General features: G+C 43.7%; 19 protein-coding genes. 12 read left to right on the top strand and 7 right to left on the bottom strand.

The features are described 5' to 3' along the window. The 5 genes from GTW09_RS10010 to GTW09_RS09990 all read left to right on the top strand — a co-directional run bounded on the left by GTW09_RS10010 (position 1) and on the right by GTW09_RS09990 (position 7,322). Entirely contained in the window at positions 1-3,111 is a 3,111-nt protein-coding gene (locus GTW09_RS10010) for an efflux RND transporter permease subunit (RefSeq protein WP_163111768.1), read from the top strand. 22 nt (positions 3,112-3,133) lie between these two features. After that, the gene (locus GTW09_RS10005; RefSeq protein WP_163111767.1) at positions 3,134-3,370 is read left to right on the top strand and encodes a hypothetical protein; all 237 of its coding nucleotides are present in this window, start codon (positions 3,134-3,136) and stop codon (positions 3,368-3,370) included. A gap of 520 nt (positions 3,371-3,890) precedes the next feature. Further along, on the top strand, positions 3,891-4,295 hold the full coding sequence (locus GTW09_RS10000) for a type 2 periplasmic-binding domain-containing protein (RefSeq protein ID WP_163111766.1): 405 nt from the start codon (positions 3,891-3,893) through the stop codon (positions 4,293-4,295). A gap of 35 nt (positions 4,296-4,330) precedes the next feature. After that, a complete protein-coding gene (locus tag GTW09_RS09995; protein WP_163111765.1) occupies positions 4,331-5,512 on the top strand; it encodes a topoisomerase IV in 1,182 nt (393 codons plus the stop codon). A gap of 190 nt (positions 5,513-5,702) precedes the next feature. Next, a complete protein-coding gene (locus tag GTW09_RS09990) occupies positions 5,703-7,322 on the top strand; it encodes a methyl-accepting chemotaxis protein (protein WP_163111764.1) in 1,620 nt (539 codons plus the stop codon). 236 nt (positions 7,323-7,558) lie between these two features. Here GTW09_RS09990 and rpoD read toward each other — a convergent pair whose 3' ends face one another. From rpoD to rpsU, 4 genes are all read right to left on the bottom strand, one after another. After that, entirely contained in the window at positions 7,559-9,391 is a 1,833-nt protein-coding gene (gene rpoD / locus GTW09_RS09985; protein WP_163111763.1) for an RNA polymerase sigma factor RpoD, read from the bottom strand. A gap of 450 nt (positions 9,392-9,841) precedes the next feature. Next, entirely contained in the window at positions 9,842-11,620 is a 1,779-nt protein-coding gene (gene dnaG / locus GTW09_RS09980) for a DNA primase (RefSeq protein ID WP_163111762.1), read from the bottom strand. Between the two features lie 142 nt (positions 11,621-11,762). After that, complete coding sequence (locus GTW09_RS09975) at positions 11,763-12,209, bottom strand: GatB/YqeY domain-containing protein (RefSeq protein ID WP_163111761.1); 447 nt, start codon at positions 12,207-12,209, stop codon at positions 11,763-11,765. A gap of 577 nt (positions 12,210-12,786) precedes the next feature. After that, a complete protein-coding gene (gene rpsU, locus GTW09_RS09970) occupies positions 12,787-13,002 on the bottom strand; it encodes a 30S ribosomal protein S21 (protein ID WP_012517258.1) in 216 nt (71 codons plus the stop codon). A gap of 367 nt (positions 13,003-13,369) precedes the next feature. Between rpsU and tsaD the strand changes: the two genes are divergently transcribed. After that, positions 13,370-14,383, top strand: coding sequence for a tRNA (adenosine(37)-N6)-threonylcarbamoyltransferase complex transferase subunit TsaD (tsaD, locus tag GTW09_RS09965; RefSeq protein WP_163111760.1), 1,014 nt, complete (start codon positions 13,370-13,372; stop codon positions 14,381-14,383). Positions 14,384-14,426: 43 nt separating this feature from the next. Next, positions 14,427-15,722, top strand: a complete 1,296-nt coding sequence (locus GTW09_RS09960; RefSeq protein WP_163111759.1) for an alkaline phosphatase family protein — start codon at positions 14,427-14,429, stop codon at positions 15,720-15,722. 58 nt (positions 15,723-15,780) lie between these two features. Here GTW09_RS09960 and plsY read toward each other — a convergent pair whose 3' ends face one another. After that, a complete protein-coding gene (gene plsY, locus GTW09_RS09955; RefSeq protein ID WP_163111758.1) occupies positions 15,781-16,383 on the bottom strand; it encodes a glycerol-3-phosphate 1-O-acyltransferase PlsY in 603 nt (200 codons plus the stop codon). 282 nt (positions 16,384-16,665) lie between these two features. Here plsY and folB point away from each other — a divergent pair, with 282 nt between their 5' ends. The 4 genes from folB to GTW09_RS09935 are packed head-to-tail and all read left to right on the top strand — an operon-like array spanning position 16,666 to position 18,742. Then, on the top strand, positions 16,666-17,019 hold the full coding sequence (gene folB / locus GTW09_RS09950) for a dihydroneopterin aldolase (protein ID WP_163111757.1): 354 nt from the start codon (positions 16,666-16,668) through the stop codon (positions 17,017-17,019). Continuing rightward, complete coding sequence (gene folK / locus GTW09_RS09945) at positions 17,019-17,513, top strand: 2-amino-4-hydroxy-6-hydroxymethyldihydropteridine diphosphokinase (protein WP_100970913.1); 495 nt, start codon at positions 17,019-17,021, stop codon at positions 17,511-17,513. Before folB ends, folK begins: the two co-directional genes overlap by 1 nt. 8 nt (positions 17,514-17,521) lie before the next feature. Next, entirely contained in the window at positions 17,522-18,322 is an 801-nt protein-coding gene (locus GTW09_RS09940) for an undecaprenyl-diphosphate phosphatase (protein ID WP_163111756.1), read from the top strand. Positions 18,323-18,370: 48 nt separating this feature from the next. After that, entirely contained in the window at positions 18,371-18,742 is a 372-nt protein-coding gene (locus GTW09_RS09935; protein ID WP_163111755.1) for a histidine triad nucleotide-binding protein, read from the top strand. A 141-nt stretch (positions 18,743-18,883) separates the two neighbouring features. Here the strand turns inward: GTW09_RS09935 and GTW09_RS09930 are convergent, their stop codons facing one another. Next, the gene (locus GTW09_RS09930; protein WP_163111754.1) at positions 18,884-20,581 is read right to left on the bottom strand and encodes a dipeptidyl-peptidase 3 family protein; all 1,698 of its coding nucleotides are present in this window, start codon (positions 20,579-20,581) and stop codon (positions 18,884-18,886) included. A 371-nt stretch (positions 20,582-20,952) separates the two neighbouring features. Between GTW09_RS09930 and GTW09_RS09925 the strand changes: the two genes are divergently transcribed. Beyond that, positions 20,953-21,789 carry an HDOD domain-containing protein gene (locus tag GTW09_RS09925; RefSeq protein WP_071978661.1) on the top strand — a complete coding sequence of 279 codons (837 nt, stop codon included), beginning with the start codon at positions 20,953-20,955 and terminating at the stop codon, positions 21,787-21,789. 138 nt (positions 21,790-21,927) lie between these two features. On the opposite strand, the gene rdgC is transcribed toward GTW09_RS09925, so the two are convergent. Next, the gene (gene rdgC / locus GTW09_RS09920) at positions 21,928-22,839 is read right to left on the bottom strand and encodes a recombination-associated protein RdgC (protein ID WP_163111753.1); all 912 of its coding nucleotides are present in this window, start codon (positions 22,837-22,839) and stop codon (positions 21,928-21,930) included. Between the last annotated feature and the right edge of the window lie 31 nt (positions 22,840-22,870).

Raw genomic sequence — 22,870 nt, 5'->3', positions numbered from 1 at the left:
ATGTTATTGTCTGACGTTTCAGTTAAGCGCCCCGTTTTTGCAACGGTTATCAATTTACTGTTAGTGATATTTGGCGTTGTTGCTATTTCTATGCTGTCACTTCGTGAATACCCCGATATCGATCCACCCATAGTGTCGGTGAATACCACCTATGCTGGTGCATCGGCAAATATTGTTGAAACTCGAATAACCCAACTTCTAGAAGACCGTATATCGGGTATAGAGGGTATAAAAAACGTTACCTCTACTTCGCGCAACGGTCGTTCTGACATCACAATTGAATTTAAGCTTTCTCGCGATATTGATGCTGCGGCCAATGATGTAAGGGAGCGCGTGAGTCGCGCATTAAATAATCTACCGGACCAAGCAGATCCACCTGAAGTGTCAAAGGCTAACTCCGATGAAAGCGCCGTGGTGTGGTACAACCTGAGAAGTACAAACCTAAACACAATGGAATTGACCGACTACGCAGAGCGCTTCCTCGTTGATAGGCTTTCCATTGTTGATGGCGTTGCGCGGGTGCAAATTGGTGGTGGTCGCCGCTATGCCATGAAAGTGTTTTTAGATAGAACCGCTATGTCTGCCCGGGGCATTACCGTTAGCGATGTAGAGCAAGTTATTCGCGCAGAAAACGTTGAACTGCCCGCCGGCGAAGTTGAGTCTGTCGACCGTGATTTTGAAGTAAGGGTAGCCCGAACCTTTTTAACCCCTGAAGATTTTGCTGCCCTCACTGTGGCGGTAGGCGATAACGGCTATCTGGTGCGACTAGGCGAAATAGCCAATGTTGAGTTAACCGCAGAAGATGATGAGACCGAGTTTCGCGGCGACGGCGTAAACATGATTGGTCTTGGCATTATCAAGCAATCTAAATCGAATACCCTTGAAGTGGCACGTGCGGCAAAGGCACAAATAGCAAAAATAGAGGCATCGCTGCCAGATAACATTTTTATTGTACCTAGCTACGACTCCTCGGTTTTCATTGAGGCCTCTATTGATGAGGTTTATGAAACCCTGGCCATTGCTATGCTTATGGTGGTCGTAGTGATTTATTTATTTCTGGGGAATGTTCGCGCTACCTTTATTCCTGCGGTCACCGTTCCGGTATCTCTTATTGCTGCATTCATTGTTATGTATGCCCTTGGGTTTTCAATCAACCTCTTAACACTACTGGCCATGGTGCTGGCCATAGGACTAGTAGTAGACGATGCTATTGTGGTGTTAGAAAACATCTATCGCAGAATTGAGTTGGGCGAGCCCCCTATTTTAGCTGCTTATCGGGGGGCCAAAGAAGTTGGTTTCGCCGTTATTGCTACTACATTGGTGCTGATTTCGGTATTTGTACCTCTTGTGTTTTTGGAGGGGAACATTGGACGTTTATTCACTGAATTTGCATTGGCCATTGCTGCCGCTGTGGCATTTTCCAGTTTCACTGCCCTAACGCTAACACCTATGATGGCGTCGAAAATACTTAAAAAGCGTGAGCGAGCATCTGGTTTCGGAAGTTGGATGGATAAGCGTTTCTCGGCGCTCGAAAACCGTTATTTTCAAAGTTTGGGGAAAACCTTACATCAGCCAATATTAATGTTGCTGTTACTCGCTTTTGCAGTCATCGCTATTATTCAATTTTCAGAAAAAGTGCCCAGCGAGTTTGTACCAAAAGAAGATAGGGGTAACTTTTTTATTCTTATGAATGCGCAGGAGGGGGCGAGTTTTAAAAGTAATGCTGAAAACCTAAAGCAAATTGAAGATATATTAATGCCCTATCGGGAGAGCGGTAAAATTAATCGTTTGCTAGTAAGAACACCGGGCTTTGGTGGCAATGCAGGTATTGCCATTGTAGGTTCAGCAGATTGGGATGTAAGAGATTTCAGCACCTTTGAACTTATGGACGAGTTAAGCGAAAAATTAACTACGGTACCTGATGTAAGAGCCTTTTCGATTATGCGAAGTGGTGTATCTGGGGGCGGGTTCGGAAGACCAGTGCAATTTGTTTTAAAAGGCGATACCTATGAAAACCTTGTTGCATGGCGAGATACGGTACTTGAAAAAGCGGCTGAAAACCCCGGGCTTATTCGACTAGATTCAGATTACAAAGAAACGTCACCTCAGTTGCTAGTTAACATTAACCGCGATAGAGCCGCAGATCTCGGTGTTTCTATTAGTGATATCGGTGGCACCTTAGAAGTTATGCTGGGTCAGCGCAGAGTATCTACTTTCCTAGATAGAGGAGAGGAATACGATGTTATTTTAGAAGGTATTGAAGACGACTTTAGAAGCCCAAACAGCATAGAAAACCTCTATGTGCGTTCGTCAAGAACCGGCGAATTGGTTCCTATGGATAACTTACTGACTTTTGAGGAGCAGGCTACCTCGTCTCGTCTAAACCGTTATAACCGAATGCGCGCTGTTACTATATCGGCAAACTTAGCCGAGGGTTACACGCTAGGTCAGGCACTGACTTATTTAGAAGACATTGTTCGTACAGAGCTTCCTGACACCGTATCCATTGACTACAAAGGCGAGTCACAGCTCTATCAAGAAGCCGGTAGTTCCTTTATTTATGTTTTCATGCTTGCATTAGCAATCACCTATCTTATTTTGGCCGCACAATTTGAAAGTTGGGTGCATCCTCTCGTTATTATGCTTACGGTGCCTCTGGCTCTTGTAGGTGCTTATATTGGGCTGTTTTTCTCGGGCATGACGATAAACATATATAGTCAGATTGGGTTAGTCATGCTTATTGGGCTGGCTGCGAAGAACGGTATTTTAATTGTTGAATTTGCGAACCAGCTTCGCGATAGCGGCATGGCCTTTGAAGAGGCCCTAAAAAGAGCGGCTACCCAAAGGCTTCGTCCTATCGTAATGACAGGTTTTACTACGGTGTTTAGTGCGCTACCTCTGGTTCTTGCCACCGGGCCTGGCGCAGAAAGCCGAATGGTAATAGGTATGGTGATATTCTCAGGTGTCTTAGTATCGGCCTTCATGACCTTGTACGTTGTACCAACGGCTTACAGTTGGCTTGCCAGAAATACAAGTTCACCGCTTAAGCGCACTCAAGAGATAGAACGGTTGCACAAAGAGATTCCATACAAAAAGGGTGATGTTGAATAGTTTCCTGTCGATATAGCCCAGCATGCCATTGTCCTTCACTCAGCAAGATTTAACACTGTTGAGTGGAAACTTTGAGGAGATGCGGCTGGGTTGGCGTGACGGGGTGAACGCAGTTGGCGTATCAATTACACTAGCTGCGACTTACTGGTGCGCCAAAATGGTTTGTCAAAAAGACCGCCTGCGTGTCGTTTACGTACAAGTTGACAGAGTCGATTTGCTTGCTAAGTTAGCTGAGTCGAGTGTGCTAGGTGATGATTAAGTGGGATGTAGTTTATGTGCTTGTTGCCAGCTTGATATCCCGCTTTTTTTAATATGCCAGAAGTATTCGTATAGTGCATTATACGTCAGTTAGGCTTTTGGTATGTTTTTTCATACTTCCATATGGGTTTTGATGCCCTATTAAAATAGCTGGTTTTAGCTAATTGTCTGATTTTTCGAGTTTAAATTTTTAATCGTATTCTTTCTTTTATTTTTTTAAACACTGATCCAACCACTAAGTAGCGCTATTAGTCATTAGTCTAGTTGTTTAAAATCTCCCGCGCATTAAACTGCGCGCCATCACACGCCTTCAAACGTAAGTTCTTCATTTTTCGAATCTAAAAACTTAGTAGCTTTGTTGGCGATATTACCATTTGTGACCAATACTTAGGCAATTGTGGAATTGAAGCTACGATTGCGCTTTGTTTTACCCAGCACTGGTTTTGCCACACGAGCAAAACGTGGGCTGAGCATAATTGAAGCGGTGATATATCACCGCGACAAAGTTAAGAGGATATCTTATGAAAAAATGGATACTCGCAGCGAGCCTTTGCTGCAATATGGCATTCGCAGATGTAGCGGTTGTTGTTCATCCAAGTAATGGCGACTCGTTAGACAAAGTAACGATCAGTAGATTGTTCTTAAACAAAGCCAAAGCATTTCCTAACGGAACTCGCGCTGAGCCGGTAGCGCTAGCGGAAGGTAACGCAGTTACCGACGAATTTAACGGTAAAGTACTCAATAAAACGGCGTCACAATTAACAGCGTTTTGGTCGAAGCTTGTATTTACAGGGAAAGGCCAACCGCCAAAATCTCTTGGTAGCGACGCAGAAGTGCTCTCCACTGTGGCGGGAAATCCTAGCGCCATAGGCTACGTTGATGCTGGCGCTGTTAATGACAGCGTACGCGTTGTAGCCACGTTTTAATTTTACCGAATTACACTGAATTTAAAGGAACAAGCATGAAAACAAAACTTGCTATCTTCTCAATGGCTAGTCTTTTGGCCGCTCCCGCTATAGCAGACGTTCAAATTAACGGTTTTGCCAACCTTATCGCTGGTATGACACTGGATGACGACGAATCGGTTTACGATTACAACAGCGACGTTAGCTTCGACCCAGCAAGTGTATTTGGTTTGCAAGTTCGCGGTGAAATTAGCGATAAACTGTCTGCCACAGCACAGGTTGTAGGGCGTGGTAGAGACGATTACGACGCTGATTTCGAATGGGCCTACATGACATATAACCTATCTAATACTACTAGTATTAGTGCTGGCAGAATCCGTATGCCGTTATTCAAATACTCTGCATCTTTAGATGTGGGTTACTCTTATCACTGGTTAACGCCACCAGACGCGGTTTACGGTATCGACTTTAACAACATTGATGGTGTAAGAGTTGACTATGCCAACTATGCAGGCGATTGGGAGTATGGCGCACAGTTCACTACAGGTCGCGCTCAAGCAGACACCACTATTTCTGGAACTCCTGCGGCGTTAACTCTAGATAACGTTTTGGCGTTATCTTTTGAAGCAACAAGAGATTGGTTTAGTGCTCGTACTTTAATAGCAACCGGTAAAACAAGTGCTGCAAACCCAGAATTTGATGCGTTTGTTGACGGCGCGGGCCAATTTGGTGCTTTTGTTCCTGGTGCATCGGCGTTAGCGACTGGTTTACGCGTAGAAGAAGACACCGGTACCTTCTTTGAAGTAGCCGTTGGTGTTGATAAGTACGATTGGTTTGTGGGTGCAGAATACACGCAAACAGAAGTTGATGGTTCTGTTATTGCCGACAACAAAGCATGGTATGTGACTGCTGGTTTACGCTTTGGTAAATTCACTCCGCATATTACTTATGAAGTTGAAGAGGCGGACAACGGTGCGCAGCTTGGTTTAGTTGCAGCGCTTCCACCAACAATTTCCTCTGGTGATGCTGTTACAGATGCTACCTGGTCTGGTATCTATCAAGCAGCAAGTGGTATTGCTGCTCAGCAAAACCTAGACGTGTCAGCAGTAACTGCAGGCCTACGTTACGATGTCGAGCCAGGTCTTGCGGTAAAAGCCGATGTAACCTGGTACAGCGATGACTTAAATGACTTGAACGATGCAACCTTGCTTAAAGTTGGCGTAAACTACACATTCTAAAACGCTAGTGGGGCTCAGACTTTTTTGCTGAGCCCCAATTATTTGTCTAAGTTTTTAAGGCTTTATTTAAGTATTCGTTAGAGTATTTGCTAAAGTATTCAAAAATACAGTAGATAAATAACATTAGAAGCGTCGTGTTAGTGGTTGCCTAACTATTGTTGGACGATGAATAAAAATAGAGAGATAGCAAATGAGTTTTCTTAAAAAAATGCCGATAGCGTCAAAAATTTTCCTGATACCAGGGATTGCGGTTTTGAGCTTTGTTATTTATCTATTAATCACTATTTACACTGCATTAAACAACGACGCAATTCTAGAAAAAGTACAAAAAGTACAGTTCCCAGCACTTCAATTATCTGCCTCAACCCTTGTCGAAATGCAAAAGGTAAGAGATACCTTATCTAGTGCAGTGACAACGGGCGACCAAGATACGCTAACAGCAGCTCAAACGTTGGCAAAAGAGGCTAAAGCAGGCATGAAACAAATTGGGGGCATCAGCCCTGAATTTCGTTCGGATATGGCTAAAATTTCAGAGGGCTTTGACGACTATTTCAAAGTTGCCTTTGATGTATCTCAGTCTATGGTAAATGGAACTGCCGATTTCAGCCGAATTGGACAACTTTCTAGTCAGATGAACGAGTCGTACGATGGCGTAATTGCTGCAATGACCCGGTTTAGAGACGATCAACAGAATGCTTTTGAAACAGCATTCAAAAACACTGACTCTGCTAACACCTCGCTAATTAGTACGGGCATTATCTTAGCGATAGTAGTAACAATTCTCTTGTTTGCCACAGCAGTTCCCATCGTTCGCGGTATCAAGAAGAGCATTGATGATGTGGTGCGCTCACTTAAAGATATAGCGCAAGAAAACGGTGACTTAACCGTTCGCATAGAAACAAAAAGCGAAGATGAAATTGGCGACCTTGTTTATTGGTTCAATCAATTCATGGACAAACTTCAAGGCGTTGTAAAAGACGTGGTTGAAGCAAGTCTGCCTCTGTCTAATTTAGCGCAAAACCTTCGCGGTGTGACTGAAGAAACGCAGCGTACCATTGATGTGCAACAACGCTCAGCGACTAACGCGAAACAAGCAGTTGATACGATGAGCGGTTCTGTAGATGGTGTAGCGCAAAGCGCGGCCCAAGCGGCAAACGATGCAAACGAAGCGACTGATGCAGCTAGTGAAGGACGTCAAATTGTTCAACAAACAGTGACCAGTATTCAGCACTTAGCGGACAACGTTAGAGAAACGGCAGATGTCATTGGGCGCTTAGAATCTGATTCAAACAAAGTCGGGTCGGTTTTAGACGTTATTAAAGGCATAGCAGAACAAACTAATTTGCTAGCGCTGAATGCGGCTATTGAGGCTGCTAGGGCAGGCGAGCAAGGTCGTGGTTTTGCCGTTGTTGCGGATGAGGTACGTACTCTTGCTTCAAGAACGCAGCAATCTACCGAAGAAATTCAAAACACTATTGAGCAGCTGCAGAATGCGGCTAAATCGGCCGTGCAAGTAATGGCGAAAGGAACAGAGCAAGCATCTAATAGCGTAGAAACCGCGAACAAGGCGGGTATAAGCCTAGAGACTATTACTAGCACAATCGGTCGTATTAATAATATGAACGAGCAAATTGCCAAAAATACTGAAGACCAACGTACAGTGGCTATCGACATCGTGCGTCATGTTGATGAAATTCATGAGCGTACAGAGCAAACGTCCAGTCGCTCCGGCGAGCTTGGCAGTATGTGTAACGAGCTTGCAAACTTGGCTCAGCACTTAGAATCGATTGCTAAACAATTCCGTGTTTAAGACGTATCTAGTTTCATAAAAACCTCCTGTTGGAGGTTTTTTTATGTCTAACTTTTGGTTGAGGATTCGATTTACCAAGCAGTACGAAGGTATTCAAGACGTTGTATTTCAACATAGAAGTACGCAAAGAAAGACGTAAACATACATAAAGAACTGCGCAAATAAAAAATCCCCGGCAAACGCCGAGGATTCTGTTTATTTGCATTAGCAATATTTGATTGCTGTTTCTCTTGAGGCTACTCGTCTAAAAAGCTGCGAAGCTGTTCAGAGCGGCTTGGGTGACGAAGTTTACGCAATGCTTTCGCCTCAATCTGACGAATTCGCTCACGGGTAACGTCAAATTGCTTGCCTACTTCTTCAAGCGTATGGTCAGTATTCATGTCGATACCAAAACGCATACGCAAAACCTTAGCTTCACGAGCTGTAAGACCCGCTAACACCTCTTGAGTTGCACCTTTTAAGCTTCCACCGGTTGCCGAGTCTAGAGGCTGCACAATCGTGCTGTCCTCAATAAAGTCACCAAGATGTGAATCTTCATCGTCACCAATCGGCGTCTCCATTGAAATAGGCTCTTTAGCGATTTTAAGCACTTTTCGAATCTTATCTTCAGGCATTAACATGCGCTCCGATAATTCCTCTGGTGTTGGCTCGCGTCCCATCTCTTGCAGCATTTGGCGAGAAATACGGTTTAGCTTGTTAATCGTCTCAATCATGTGAACCGGTATACGTATAGTACGTGCTTGGTCTGCAATTGAGCGAGTAATAGCCTGGCGAATCCACCACGTTGCATAAGTTGAGAACTTATACCCACGGCGGTATTCAAATTTATCAACTGCTTTCATAAGACCAATGTTACCTTCTTGAATAAGGTCGAGGAACTGAAGTCCGCGATTGGTATATTTCTTAGCAATTGAAATAACAAGACGAAGGTTAGCTTCCACCATTTCCTTCTTCGCACGGCGGGCTTTCGCTTCACCAATAGACATACGACGGTTAATGTCTTTAATGTCTGCGATAACTAGACCGGTTTCTTGTTCAACCTGATTCATCTTGCTTATGCAGCGTTCAACTTCTTCTTGGTGTATCGCTAGCTCATCGGAGTACGGAGCACCAGATTTAACTGCTTCAAAAAGCCATGCTGTCGATGTTTCGTTGCCGGCGAAAGCTTTTATAAAGTCTTTCTTCGGCATCTTTGCATTCACTACGCAGAACTTCATAACGAGACGTTCTTGAATGCGCACTTTGTCCATCATGTGACGCATGTTTTTCACCATGCGATCAAATTGCTTTGGAACAAGTCTGAATTCTTTGAATATGTCGCTTAGTGCGTTGATTTGCTTGCGTGCTTCTGCATGCGAACGACCTTTCTTTTCAATTACATCACGAGTTTTGATGTACTGAGTGCGAAGTTCGTCAAAGCGTTCTCTTGCAAGTTCAGGATCTACGCCAGTGTCTTCTTCTTCCTCGTCCTCATCATCGCTATCATCATCTTCGTCTTCTAACTCTTCTTCTGAAAGGTCAGAACCGATGTGCGTTGCGGTTGGGGCGAGGTCTTGGTCGTCATCCGGGTCAACAAAACCAGAGATAATATCGCTTAGGCGAATTTCTTCTGCTTCGTAAAGATCCCATTGATCGAGCAAGTAAGTAATGGCTTCTGGGTATTCTGCAACAGAACACTGAACCTGATTAATGCCATCTTCAATACGCTTGGCAATTTCAATTTCGCCTTCACGTGTTAATAGTTCAACCGTACCCATTTCACGCATGTACATGCGCACTGGATCTGTGGTGCGGCCTATTTCACTTTCTACAGTGGCAAGTGCTTGAGCGGCAGCCTCTGCTGCGTCTTCGTCTGCATTTGCCTCTTGCATGAGAAGTTCATCTGCATCAGGAGCTGATTCAGAAACTTGAATTCCCATGTCGTTAATCATGCGGATAATGTCTTCGATTTGATCAGAATCGACAATATCTTGCGGCAGGTGGTCGTTAACTTCTGCAAAGGTCAAATAACCTTGCTCTTTACCTTTTGCAATCAGGAGCTTAATCTGAGACTGCTTGCTTTGCGCCATATAACCTACACTTCTCACATTCAATTAGTTTGCAATAGACAAGACAATATAAATAACCGTATGGTTCATCTTGTCTGCTGGAGTACTGGTGTTCGTATCAATGCCGTATCTGCCCAATGCGACGCTTAGTATGCGATGCGCATCCGCCCGAGTTTGGTTCTGCTCGTGTTATCGGCTATATATTGGTTACTCACATTGCTGCTTTTTTGTTCAGGTTTTTGACTGTTTTTTTGTGATATTTCCTACAAAAAACGCAAATAACCACCGAACGCAGCGAATTAGCCAGTATAGCAGAATTTACAGTGGTTTTACCAGAATGTCGGCTGATTTTTTAAACAACGGTTATTTGCAACTCCCGTGTTTACGAGTGCGTTCTGCAATACGTTTATTAATACGTAGCCTAAACGCAAGCCAGCAGAAAATTACGAGTAAAAGTGCACTGATAGTTTTCTAGCTATTTTGTCGCTCTTTCATCAATAGCGTTAACTCTTCTTTCTCTGCCCTACTGAGTGTTTGTACTCTGGAGCGCGAAATTAATGTTTCTATACGGCTCTCTAAATGGGCGTCGAGCAAGCGAGCAAAGCTATCGCTGTAAACGCGTTCTGCGTCTTCATCTTTTACCAAATGCTCTTGTAATAAAAGCTTTGCGATAGTAGTAGAGTGGGGGTGGTTGCGGAAGTTTTCAACAAGCTGGCTTGTTTTTGCATTTGGGTTTGCTACACAATAGGCATGTACATCTTGAAGCAAATCCATGCCAGTAGCATTGCTTCCAGCAAATATGTCTATTTGCACATCGTCGCATTTTGTCGCCAGCTGAGGGGCGTCTAAAAGTAAACGGATGAGCATTCTCAGCGGTGATAACTTGGGTTTATTTACCTGTGTGAGATTGGGAGAGTACGCTTTTTTATTTCCTTGGTTCGCTTTAGAAATGTCTTGCTGTAGTTTAAACCTATCGAACTCTCCGGTGTGTTTGGCGAGCTCTTCAAGCAGCATGTTTTTTTGCTCAGCCCCTAAAGTCGACTCGATAAGCGGCATGGCCGCTTTTTTCAGCGCAATTTTACCTTCGGCAGTACCAACGTTATGGCTTTTAAGTAGGTTTTCAAAAAAGAATCGAGACAAAGGCATAGCGCCATTTAGCATGTCTAAGAATGCATCTTTACCTATTTGACGAACCATGGTGTCTGGGTCTTCACCGTCGGGAAGAAATAAAAATGACAAACGTACACCGTCTTTCAAGGCGGGTAACGCATTTTCTAATGCCCGCCAAGCAGCCTCGCGTCCAGCGCGGTCGCCGTCGTAACAGCAAACAATATGAGGGGTTGCGCGCACTAGCATCTGAATATGCTCTAGTGTCGTGGCTGTACCAAGTGCAGCGGTAGCAATGTTGATGTCAAATTGACTTAGAGCGACAACATCCATGTAACCCTCAACCACAACGACAGTGTCTAACTGCCGATTTTGCTGACGAGCAGAATAAAATCCAAAAAGCTCGTTACCTTTGTGAAATATTCGGGTTTCGGGTGAGTTAAGGTATTTCGGGCCGCCATCCTCTAATACGCGCCCACCAAAGCCAACAACTCGTCCCCTCTTATCCCTTATTGGAAACATTATCCGGTCGCGAAAGAAATCGTATGTGCGGCCTTGGTCATTCTGATTGACTAATCTCAAGTCGATTAACTGTTTGATCTGTTGCGGGCTTTTACCAAACGTGTCGAGAAGCGTACTCCACCCATCAGGTGCGTATCCTATTTCCCATTGCTTCACAATGTCACCGCTTAGACCGCGGTTTTTAAGATAATCGATTGCCTTTTTGCTGTTTCCGTTTTGGCGTAGTTGATGTTGAAAAAAACGTGTGACCTGTTCCATGAGGGAATAGTCATCTTGCAGCTGTTGCTTTTTTTCTTCGCTCATTGCCGGGCGGCTGCCTTTTTCGCGAGGTACTTCTAAGCCGTGATAACGAGCGAGATCTTCGATGGCTTCGACAAATTCGAGTCGGTCAAACTCCATAATAAATGAAATGGCGTTGCCATGGGCCCCGCAACCGAAACAATGGTAAAACTGCTTGTCTTGACTGACCGTAAAAGATGGCGACTTTTCATTGTGAAAAGGGCAGCAAGCCTGATAATTTTTGCCAGCTTTTTTTAATTTAACTCTACTATCTACAATTTCGACTACATCAGTACGAGATAGTAGGTCATCAATAAAGTCGCGAGGTATTTTTCCGGCCATGAGGGATTCGTGTCAATTAAACGGTGATTACTTTAACAGGGATAGATAGTAATGAGAACGTATTACCGCGTTGTAAAATTCAACGCGGTAATTTTAGCGATCATTTTCAACCGCTGATATCAACGGGCTGTTAGCGACAAGCTTAGGCGTTTAAGCGCGCCTTAATTTTCCCACTCAGAGCGCCCATGTCTGCGCGGCCCTGTACCTTAGGTTTGAGTACACCCATTACTTTGCCCATATCCTGCATGCCAGAGGCACCCGTTGAGGCCATGGCGTCGTCTATCAATGAATTAAGCTCGTCGTCGGTCAAAGGCTGAGGTAAGAAGTCCTCGATGTAAGTAATTTCTTCGCGCTCTTTATCTGCAAGCTCTTTGCGGTCTGCTGCGTCAAATTGAGCCGCGGCATCTTGACGCTGTTTAACCATTTTTGTAAGTACCGCTAAAATAGTGGCGTCGTCCAGCGTAATCTGCTCATCTATTTCTTTTTGTTTAATGGCAGCTAGAGCCATTCTAATAGTGCCTAAGCGAAGTTTCTCTTTTGCGCGCATTGCGTCTTTTTGAGCCGATTTTAAATCGTCAATAAGTGCCATAATGTGTTCCGTCGTGTCTATTTGATTATATTGCTACAAGCATAATGAATAGAATAATAAATGGAAGCGTTATCAAACGATAGTGCCTATCTTAGATTTATATTCGTTCTAAGCTATCTAAGTGGCGTACTCACCAAGCGGCATACTTACTAATCGGTTTACTTACCAAGCGACGTACTTACCAAGCTGCTTACTTACTAAGCGACGTACTTAAAGGTCATACCTATAGGCGCTACTTAAAGTTCATAGCAAAAAAAGCAGTAAAGACACTGCAAAATAAAGAAATAGATTAAAGAAAATAGAAGAGATACTAAAAAGAGAACAGAGCAAATAGAACTTTAAATACCTAATACAACACAAGGTAAGAAGTAATAGATATTAGGGATAGACTGAAATAGAGTTGTATTTTGAATAAGGCAATATTAGCAACAGAACTGTTTCTAATACAAAGCGGCGCTTCTAATATGGCGCTTCTAATATGACTCTTCTAATATAAAGGAACTTTAAACAATCAAGCCTCAGAAACGCGAAAGGTGCTGCAATTGCAACACCTTTCAGACTCGTAAATAACCCTGTTTTAGTAGAGTTTTACGCGACGTGCGTTTTCACGAGCTAGCTTCTTAAGATGACGCTTTTTAGCGGCAGCTTTCTTGCGCTTGCGTTCCCACGTAGGTTTTTCGAAGAATTCACGACGACGAACTTCAGATAGAACACCTGCTTTTTCACAAGAACGCTTAAAACGACGCAGCGCCACATCAAACGGCTCGTTTTCTCTAACTTTAACGATAGGCATTTAAACACTCACCTCAAAACTTTACTGTGTATATCCGGGTAAAATTGTGCGCTAAAAAGGCGGCCCGGGTTAAAAATGGTGCGAAATTCTAATCATTTCTGCGAAGAAAGTAAAGGATGAATTGCTAAAAATTAGCCAATATCGTGCATTTACTCCTTTGCTAGCATTCCATGAATGTTGGTTTACAGGTAAACTCTGCGCCTAAGATGTATAGGCCACTAACATTCAGGCCCTAACGCTGCCTTTTTAAAGCGTGTAAGGGGTTGGAATTTCGGGTTAGAAAGATAATCACGGGTGGATCATAAAGATGATCGCCGAAGATCGCCAGTAAAATTATTTGTTTTTGTTTTAAGAAGGTGAGCGCTTAATGCGAATTTTAGGAATTGAGACATCGTGTGACGAAACCGGCATAGCTGTTTACGATGATGAGCAAGGTTTATTGTCACATGAGCTTTATAGCCAAGTTAAGCTGCATGCAGACTATGGTGGCGTGGTTCCAGAGTTAGCATCGCGAGATCATGTTCGTAAAATCATTCCTCTTATCGAAAAAGCCCTTGTAGACGCAAACACAACGCCACGGGATATTGATGGTGTTGCGTTTACTCAAGGTCCAGGCCTTATAGGCGCACTACTTGTTGGTTCGTCGGTAGGACGTTCCTTGGCGTATGCATGGCAAGTTCCTGCGGTAGGTGTCCACCACATGGAAGGACACTTACTTGCACCTATGTTAGAAGAAAATGCCCCAGAATTTCCGTTTATCGCTTTATTGGTTTCTGGTGGTCATTCAATGTTAGTCAAGGTAGAGGGAATCGGGAAGTATGAAGTGCTCGGCGAATCTGTAGACGATGCGGCCGGTGAGGCGTTTGATAAAACAGCAAAGTTGCTGGGCTTAGATTACCCTGGCGGCCCTTTGCTAGCTAAGCTTGCGGAAAAAGGGGAGCCGGGTCATTACAAATTCCCTCGTCCAATGACAGATAAACCTGGTCTAGACTTTAGCTTTAGTGGTCTTAAAACTTTTGCCGCGAATACCATTCGAGCCGCAGATGACTCACAAGCCACGAAGGCGAATATTGCTTATGCTTTTCAAGAGGCAGTTGTCGACACTTTAATCATTAAATGCAAACGCGCTTTAAAGCAAACGGGCATGAATCGCTTAGTGATTGCTGGCGGGGTGAGCGCTAATCATATGTTAAGAGACAAAATGAAGTCATTGATGAGCGAGCTCAACGGTGAGGTTTTTTATCCGGGTTTGGCATACTGCACCGACAATGGCGCCATGATAGCTTACGCGGGTATGCAAAGGTTGAAGGCGGGCGAGATACTTGACCTTAGTTCGCAGGCTAAACCAAGATGGCCGCTAGATACCTTAACGGCCGTTTAGACTATCTACTGCGCTTAATTTTTTAATAACAAGGACTCAAAAAATGTTTAAGTTCAGGGCAATGTCTACATCTATATTCACCTTTCTTACGTGTTTGGTTGTAGGCGGTCATTTGCAAGCTTCTGCATTGTCGTTGCCCTCGTCTGCGAAATCTGAGCTTAGTTCGCCAGACTCGTCACAGCAGCATGTTGTTATGATTTCCCTAGATGGCTTCAGGCACGATTACATCGAACTTCACAAGGCTAAACATTTAGCGAAAATTGCAAAAGAGGGCGTTCGCGCCAAGAGTATGACGCCAGTTTATCCTGCCAATACTTTCCCCAACCACATCTCGTTAGTGACGGGCCTGCACCCCAAAAATCATGGCATTGTAAACAATCGATTTTTTGACAAGTCGCGTCCAACTAAAGACGGATACGCGCACTATAAAATGGGAAGTGGGCAATCGGATAGCACCTGGATTACTGCAACGCCCTTGTGGAATTTGGTTGAATTAAACGGACTTAAAGCTGCTACATTTTTTTGGCCAGAGTCTGATGCCCGTATTGGTGGAGCATTGCCTACTTATCACTTCCATTATTCGAAATATGCAGACTACCAACAGCGAGTTGACCAAATTATTCAGTGGCTGAGTATGCCCGAAGTCTCTCGGCCTCGTTTTATCGCGGGCTACTTTTCTCTTACCGATACGGTGGGGCACGATGAAGGTCCATATTCAGAAAGAACCACTGCAGCCGTTCAGCGTGTAGATGAATTGATTGGCCAGCTTTATGAGCGTATTCAGGCTCTCGATATTAATGTAAACCTAGTGGTGGTTTCAGATCACGGCATGACAAACGTTGATGCTGAACAAGTGATTGCGGTATCAACGCTATCTATCCCAGACCACTTTTTGGTGGAAAGTGAGGGCGCTCAGGTACATATTTACGCACGAGAAAAAGTGAGCGAGGAAGATATAGCAGGGGAATCATCACGTCTGTCATCAATAGCGAAAGGACGGTTTATCGTACTAACTGACAAGCAACGTCAAGAAAGGTACTTTGAAAAAAACAGCCGTACTGGAGATATCGTGTTAGAAATTGCTCCACCATCGCGGTTTATCGACACGCCATCAGGTCATATTAGTAAAGGCGGGCATGGTTACCTCAATACACTTGATGACATGGGAGCTACCTTTGTTGCTACTGGCCCGGCTTTTAAAAAGGGCATTATGCTGCCTACATTCAGCAATTTAGAAGTCTATCCAGCAATGGCTGAAGTTATAGGGATTGACGTTTTTACGCCTGTTGATGGCGAACTTAAAGTGTTATCCGAAGCACTTGCAGAGAAGCAATTATAGAGAAGCAGTTATAGAGAGCTAAACGGGAACAATTGAATACCCGAATACCAAATACCGACTACTCTTTGATATTACCTTTGTCCCACACCTTGCTTTCTGTGCCGCTAAGCAATCGTGAAATATTGTCTTTATGACGCACCACAATAAGAATTGAAAGCATGGTAACGGGCACTGTATATAAAGGCTTTACGAACCAAGTGAAAATAGGTGCTAGACTTACTGCGATAAGCGCCCCAAGAGATGAGTAGCCGGTTAGAAAAACCACCGCTATCCAACTTACTATCAAAAAGCCCGCAAGATCTAATCCAATTGGCAGCATTGCGCCAAAGGCTGTCGCCACGGCCTTACCGCCTTCAAACCCAAAATACAGTGGAAAAATATGGCCTAGGCAGGCCGCAATTGCGATTAATCCTAACCCCAGTGGCTCAATACCCAAAAAGTAGCTGCCGTAAACCGGAATAGTGCCTTTTAAAATATCCATAACCAATACCAGCAGAGCAGGAATTCTCCCCCCTAATCGATAGACATTGGTGGCTCCCGGATTTTTAGAACCTGCTGTTCTCGGATCGGGTAAGTTAAACGCCTGACTAATTACAACCGCACTAGAGAGCGAACCAAAAAGGTAGGCTACTGCAATCATTAACACGGTTAGGGATATCATAGGTATAAAATTATCGCTCTATTGAATGTTGTTCTTTGCTAATTGAGTTAATAAAACAATGGGCAATGTAAAAAAATGAATTCACCTAAACCTTGGTTAAAAACGAAAACCTCAGTTGCCCCATGTTGCTATACAAAGGTATAGTTGTGCCACGTTTACTGCGGTTAGCCTTGTATCAGCATAACGCTACTTCATCCAAATACGATATACCACCTTTGAGCGACGTAAATGTCGCTTATTTCGCAGTAGTAAGACCAGTAACAACATAAGTTGACAAAATTCATGGGTAAAATTTATATAGCTGGATTAACGGTTGAAACGTTAATTGGTGTTTATGATTGGGAGCGTACGCAGCAAACGTCGCTGTTATTAGATGTGACACTAACTGCTGACCTAAACGCGGCAATGCACAGCGACGACGTAAACGACACCATCGATTATGCCAAAGTGGCAGAGTGTATTGTTGAAGTGGGTAAACGCAGCGAATTTGAATTATTAGAAGCCTTTGGCAACGCAGTGATGTCCGCTGTGCTCGAAACCTTTAATGTAGCTGCAATAACGGTAAAAATTGTAAAACCGAATATATTACCAAATGCGCAAACCGTGGCTGTAGAGCTTTCGCGAGAGCGTAATTAATGTCACAACACACTATTTTAATCAGTATTGGTTCTAATATTGAGCGCGAACATTACACTCGGCAGTCGGTAATTGCGCTAAAAGCGCACTTTACTGATGTAGCCCTATCCTCCGTGTATGAGAGCGAGGCTGTTGGTTTTAATGGTAGCCCCTTTTACAATTTAGTTGCTCGTGCTTCAACGTCCCTCAGTATTGATGAGGTGTGCGATGCGTTAAAACAAATTGAGCGAGACAATGGGCGAGTTCATACTGATAAAAAGTTTTGCGCGCGAACGCTAGATCTCGATTTGCTGACCTATGATGATGTGGTAACTCGCTCACCGGTGGTTCTGCCACGAGAAGAGATTTGTCACAATGCCTTTGTACTTTGGCCTTTAGCAGAACTTGTGCCCAACCATTTTCATCCTGAAACAAAGAAAACTTATGCCCAAATGTGGGCGTCTTTTGATAAACAAAAACAGCGCCTCTGGCCTATTGAATTTACCTGGAGTTAAACAAAGGAATGACACTTTTTGAAATTATAATTCTGGCTATTATCCAAGGAGTAACGGAGTTTCTTCCTATCAGTAGTTCTGGCCACTTGTTATTGCCGGCAGAGTTATTTGGTTGGGTAAGCCAAGGTTTGGCATTTGATGTTGCGGTTCACGTGGGGAGTCTTTTGGCGGTTATGATCTATTTTCGTCAGGAGATAGCACAAATGACGGTGGCGTGGTGCACTCAGGGGTTCAGTAAACAACAATCTACAGACAGTAAGCTAGCTTGGTATGTAATTATAGCTACTGTTCCTGCTGTAATTGTGGGTTTTCTAATGAAAGGCTGGATTGAGGAGAATGCACGCACGGCGCTAGTCATTGCTGGTACCACCATTATTTTCGGTCTTGTGTTGTGGTACGCCGATGCAACGGCAAAGCGAACACAAGAGCTTGATAAACTCACTATGAAACAGGCGGTTTGGATTGGTTTGGCTCAAGTGCTGGCGCTAATACCTGGAACTTCCCGTTCAGGTATTACCATGACTGCGGGCCTTATGCTGGGGTTGAAAAGAGAGGCCTGTGCGCGCTTTTCTTTCTTATTGTCTATTCCGGTAATATTAGGTGCTGGCTTACTGGCTACTTATGATCTTATCGAAGCGAACGAAGCAGTAGATTGGCAAGCGCTCATGTATGGCGCTATATTCTCATTTATTAGCGCTTACATCTGTATCTATTTGTTTTTAAGCTGGATTTCGCGAATTGGCATGTTGCCATTTGTGCTCTATCGTCTTGCACTGGGCACGATATTATTGTGGTTTGTTTTTGCTTAAAAACTAACGCCCCGAAAAAGCCAAGTTAATAAAAAAGGAACAACAGGTATGTCAGAAACTATTTTTACTAAAATTATTAATAAAGAAATTCCCGCTGATATCCTCTATGAAGACGATATGGCTCTGGCGTTTAAAGACATTAATCCTCAGGCTCCAGTTCACTTCCTTGTTATTCCTAAAAAGCCCATTGCAACGGTAAATGATATCAAAAATGAGGACAGAGAGATTGTTGGGCACCTGTCTTTGGTTGCAGCAAAAGTGGCAAACGACTTGGGAGTGGCGGAGCAGGGCTTTAGAACAGTGATGAACTGTAACGAATTTGGCGGCCAAACGGTTTACCATATCCACTTACATGTTTTAGCTGGAAAGCCACTAGGTTGGCCGCCTTATACTGAAGATATGAAAAAGCACGTAGAGTAGCTGTTGTTACGCCACACTAGTTAGGTGGGTTTTAGTGTAGGTGCTAATGCAGGTGCTCATGTAGGTGCCAATTCAAGGTGATGAAAGTTGAAAGCCCCCAGCCATTGAGACAGTCAACGGCTGGGGGCTTATTAATACCGGCTAATCAGTTAGTCCAAGTACCTTTTTACCTTGATTAAAATGGATGTCGACAGGAATGTTGGCGTCACTCAAACGCGCCAAATCACTATTTAGTTCGGGTTTAATAACACCCATCGTCTCGACCAATTCAGCAACACCGTCATAGTCGCCGTCACCTTGCAATGTCAAAATTAACTCAGAAAGCGCTTCAACAGCAGCACCCATCTTCATCATATTTACTCGGTAGTACCCATCTTCGGTTTTCTCAAATGCGCCCTGCTGTGCAAAGAAGTTAAACCGTATCATGTTGGCTTTTCCGTGCGCTGAGCTTGCACCAAAGCGAACTGAGCGGAATATGCCGGCCATAAAGGTAACGTAGTAGTCTTCCAGAGAACCCTCTGCTATTTCCCCTTTTTCTAATAGGCTTTGCACCATATAAAGGCCAAGGATATCTGCTTTGCCTTCTTCTAAAGCCGATGCATGTTCTTTCAATGCCTGACGCACGGTGCTAGTGCCGTCTAGTGTATTTTTTATACCTAATCCGTGAGCAACTTCATGAAACATGGTGTTAGCGAAAAATGCGTCAAATGTAATGTGTTTGCGTTGCTCCGGTACAATTAACGTTTCAGCAATGGGGACAAGAATATTGTCGAACTTGGCCTGCATCGCATTTTTAAGTTGCAGTCTTCGGGTTCCTTTCTCAAGCTGAACGCGCTCGTCATTTGGCAAGTTAATCGCAATAGTCTTACTACCGGCATTGGAATGGCCAGCGTAGTAAATAACATCGTATGCATTGAGGTCTGCGTCCGACCCAGGCACTTCAGCTTTGTAAGCTTCAGCTACCGGAAGACCTTGCTGTAACTCGGGTAAAAATGCGGCATATTTAGCAAGTTTTTCGCTCCACGCCAAATCTTTAATCAGTACATAGGCTTCGAACGCGGCACGATAGCCGAATAACTGATCTTCGTACGACTCAATAGGGCCGATAACAAGCTCGATAGGGTTGGTCTTCATGTCCATCCATGCCATATCTGAAGCAAGGTAATCATCGCTTAAAAGGGCATCTGCACGAAGTTTAAGGTACGCTTTAAAGCTCTCATCTTCAGCCAACTCAGAGGCTTGAACGAGTAATTCAGACGCCTTCATTAATTCACTTTTAAAGGCTTGAGAGTATGGTTGAGAATACAGGCTGCCCGTTTCATCTCGTTTAACTAATGAGTACAGCCCTTGCTTGTCGCTAAAATTAGCGGTGGCGAATTCAGCTTTATCCATATCGTGAGGATAAAATTCTGCGCCTTGAGGCTTTTCTTCATAACCACTGAGAAATGCAGCATCGCCGTTTAAACGGTCCCAAGGACCGTAATTGATAGTGGCAAAATGTCGCACTTCATCACTTTCAATCCCATTTAAAAAACTGTCTTTGTCGCCAAAAAATGCTTGTTGCCAAAACAAGTCATCCATTATTTTCGAGGCATCAATAAGCAGTGACAGCATCTTGTGCTGATTCTCGTTAAGATGGCTTAAGTCAGCGGTAAGGTCGACTGGGTGATAGATAGACAGGCGAGATTCATCCACAATCAGTGTCTGTTGTGAAGATTGTTCATCAGCTACAGTTGTTGAGGGAGCTGTATCTGTTGCTTTGCTGCATGCTCCTAGCATAAGGACGCCTGTGAGAGCCACTGCTATAGGAGAAAGCGTTGAAATTTTGGTTTTTATCATAAGTAACTCTTACTGTTTTTTTATTTATAATTTAAAAGCTATATTTTTGATTTTGCAAAAAGTATTCACTTAGTTGTTTGATATCAATAGTGCTTTTCAGTGACTTGTCTATACTTTCTTTCGAATGTAATGCGGCTAACAATATTTCGTTGGTCGAAACTGAATCACTAAGATAGTATGGTTAAAGTTATATCATATTATTTGGTTAGTCCCACCGAAAATACAAAGGGATGCTGTATTCATTGTGACGGTTGCACGCTTCGTCTGGTTGCTTAAAAGCAAGATTGGGCGGCAACATGCGTGAGTAGTATCAATATGTAATTAAATGAGTGGCTTGTAAAAGCCATATAGAATTTTCTAAGGGTAGAACTATGTCTACACAGAACGCGCTCTCAACAATTTTGGTTGAAAAAATTAATAACGATACGCTTGTACTTCCAACGCTACCTGCAATTGCGTTAAAAGTGAGAAAAGCGGCGGATAACCCGGATATAAACTTAAATGCGATGGCCGATGTGGTGGGGCAAGATCCGTCCCTAGGCGCTCGTATGATTAAAATAGCGAACAGTGCCTACATGGGGCGCAGTGTAAAAGTGACCTCAATTAACCAAGCGGTGACCAGAATTGGTTTGCGCCAAATAAAGAACATTTCTACCGCTCTTGCGATGGAACAATTGTTCGTTTCAAAAAACGATATAGTAACCCGCTATCTCCAAAAAGAGTGGGCGTCTACCGTGAATATTGTTGCTAACTCAATGGCGGTACTGCAGCTGTATATAGCGAGAACTAAAAAGCGCGAAATGAGCATAGATACTATGACGCTGGCAGCCTTGGTACACAATATCGGGGTATTGCCGGTTCTTACTGAAGCTGAGCGCCATCCAGAAGTGTTTGCAAACCCGTCTTTTCTTGATGTTGCTATAGATAAGCTGTCGGGGCGCATTGGTGCTAGCATTATGAAAGAGTGGGAATTTGACGAAGCCTTTGTGAACATTGCGCAGTATTGGAAAGACTTAAGTTTCATTCCGGAAAATGTAGGCTACATCGATTTTGTTCGCGTAGGTGCAGCGCTCTCTGGCGCCATTGGCAGCCAGAAAGATGCGATTATGAATCTTGCTGTTCAGCGAAACATTGTTGAAGACATAAGTATTTTGCACTCAGATGAGTTTAATGATCTATCGAGTGCGGCAAAACAAATATTTATGTAACTAGAAAACGCTCAGAGCCCATGTTCTGAGCGCCTTAGTGGTATGAATAACAGGTAAAAAAAAGCACGATATGTAGAAAAACATACGTGCTTTTTTTGTGTCTGGGGCGTGTTCAGGAATTTATAACGTTGAACTAGTCTAAATATCCGTATCGTTAAGTTTTAATGTATCTCTAAGGAAGTTGAGTAGCGTCGTAATTTCCGCTGACATCAGGGCGAATTCAGCATCTAAACGAGCTTCAACCTGATCTTTAGGAACGTCTTCAGTTTCTTCTTTAATGCGGTCAGTAAACTTTATGCGCTTAAGCGCGCCATCTTCACACATAATAGCCGAGAGACTTTCAGCATATTCGAAGGCCACCTTTTGCACCAGTTTTCCGCCAGATAAATGCAGACTAATTTCATCGCTATCAAGAGGCTGATTTTTACAGCGTATAACGCTGCCAGTATCGTCAGTTGACTTTAATTCGGCTTCTTCAAGCAGTTCTATATTCTCTGGCGTTGCGTCTGTTACCCAGTGAGTTAATTCACTTTGAAGGCTATGACGAGTAAATGGCACCACTGGCAAAGAGCCTATCGCTTTGCGAACCATGGCTAAAAATGCTTCTGCTTTGCCATCTGATGATGCATCAACAGCCACTAGGTTATCGGGAAGAGAGATAAAACCGTGCGTATAGCTGTTTTTAGTAAATGCTTGGGGCAGTAATCGAGTTTGAATTTCCTGCTTGAGATCTGACTTGGCTTTTTTACCTACCGGTGCGCCGGTTTCCATTTCTATTTTGGCAACCATTTCTTCGAGCTCGGCATTCACCACGGCAGCGGGTAAAATCTTTTCCTGCTTTTTAAGGGTTATCCAATAACGCTGTTGAACGCAGTGAAACATGGTGCCCGACTTACCAGCTTGAGAAAAGGGTGATGCAAACCCCATAGTGGCTAAGTCTTGACTGCCGCAAGGGCGAAAAGCATGCTCGCTGAGCATACGTTCTAAGTCTTCATCGTTTAGCGACAGTGGCTGTGTTAGTTGAAATGCTTTTATATTTTTAAACCACATAGAAGGGGAAATCTCATTGAAGAAAACGGGG

This window comes from Alteromonas hispanica (assembly GCF_010500915.1).
GTDB classification, from domain to species: Bacteria; Pseudomonadota; Gammaproteobacteria; order Enterobacterales; family Alteromonadaceae; genus Alteromonas; species Alteromonas hispanica.
Note: the sequence above shows the minus strand (reverse complement) of the source record. Positions and strands in the feature narration are given on the sequence as shown.

What these genes read in the sequence shown, in the direction of transcription:
- GTW09_RS09925 (WP_071978661.1), top strand. Translation starts at nt 20,953, where the DNA reads ATGTCTACACAGAACGCGCTCTCAACAATTTTGGTTGAAAAAATTAAT.
- rpsU (WP_012517258.1), bottom strand. Translation starts at nt 13,002, where the DNA reads ATGCCTATCGTTAAAGTTAGAGAAAACGAGCCGTTTGATGTGGCGCTG.
- GTW09_RS10010 (WP_163111768.1), top strand. Translation starts at nt 1, where the DNA reads ATGTTATTGTCTGACGTTTCAGTTAAGCGCCCCGTTTTTGCAACGGTT.
- GTW09_RS09995 (WP_163111765.1), top strand. Translation starts at nt 4,331, where the DNA reads ATGAAAACAAAACTTGCTATCTTCTCAATGGCTAGTCTTTTGGCCGCT.
- plsY (WP_163111758.1), bottom strand. Translation starts at nt 16,383, where the DNA reads ATGATATCCCTAACCGTGTTAATGATTGCAGTAGCCTACCTTTTTGGT.
- rdgC (WP_163111753.1), bottom strand. Translation starts at nt 22,839, where the DNA reads ATGTGGTTTAAAAATATAAAAGCATTTCAACTAACACAGCCACTGTCG.
- GTW09_RS09935 (WP_163111755.1), top strand. Translation starts at nt 18,371, where the DNA reads ATGTCAGAAACTATTTTTACTAAAATTATTAATAAAGAAATTCCCGCT.
- GTW09_RS09990 (WP_163111764.1), top strand. Translation starts at nt 5,703, where the DNA reads ATGAGTTTTCTTAAAAAAATGCCGATAGCGTCAAAAATTTTCCTGATA.
- rpoD (WP_163111763.1), bottom strand. Translation starts at nt 9,391, where the DNA reads ATGGCGCAAAGCAAGCAGTCTCAGATTAAGCTCCTGATTGCAAAAGGT.
- dnaG (WP_163111762.1), bottom strand. Translation starts at nt 11,620, where the DNA reads ATGGCCGGAAAAATACCTCGCGACTTTATTGATGACCTACTATCTCGT.
- GTW09_RS09940 (WP_163111756.1), top strand. Translation starts at nt 17,522, where the DNA reads ATGACACTTTTTGAAATTATAATTCTGGCTATTATCCAAGGAGTAACG.
- GTW09_RS10000 (WP_163111766.1), top strand. Translation starts at nt 3,891, where the DNA reads ATGAAAAAATGGATACTCGCAGCGAGCCTTTGCTGCAATATGGCATTC.
- GTW09_RS10005 (WP_163111767.1), top strand. Translation starts at nt 3,134, where the DNA reads ATGCCATTGTCCTTCACTCAGCAAGATTTAACACTGTTGAGTGGAAAC.
- GTW09_RS09960 (WP_163111759.1), top strand. Translation starts at nt 14,427, where the DNA reads ATGTTTAAGTTCAGGGCAATGTCTACATCTATATTCACCTTTCTTACG.
- GTW09_RS09975 (WP_163111761.1), bottom strand. Translation starts at nt 12,209, where the DNA reads ATGGCACTTATTGACGATTTAAAATCGGCTCAAAAAGACGCAATGCGC.
- folB (WP_163111757.1), top strand. Translation starts at nt 16,666, where the DNA reads ATGGGTAAAATTTATATAGCTGGATTAACGGTTGAAACGTTAATTGGT.
- tsaD (WP_163111760.1), top strand. Translation starts at nt 13,370, where the DNA reads ATGCGAATTTTAGGAATTGAGACATCGTGTGACGAAACCGGCATAGCT.
- GTW09_RS09930 (WP_163111754.1), bottom strand. Translation starts at nt 20,581, where the DNA reads ATGATAAAAACCAAAATTTCAACGCTTTCTCCTATAGCAGTGGCTCTC.
- folK (WP_100970913.1), top strand. Translation starts at nt 17,019, where the DNA reads ATGTCACAACACACTATTTTAATCAGTATTGGTTCTAATATTGAGCGC.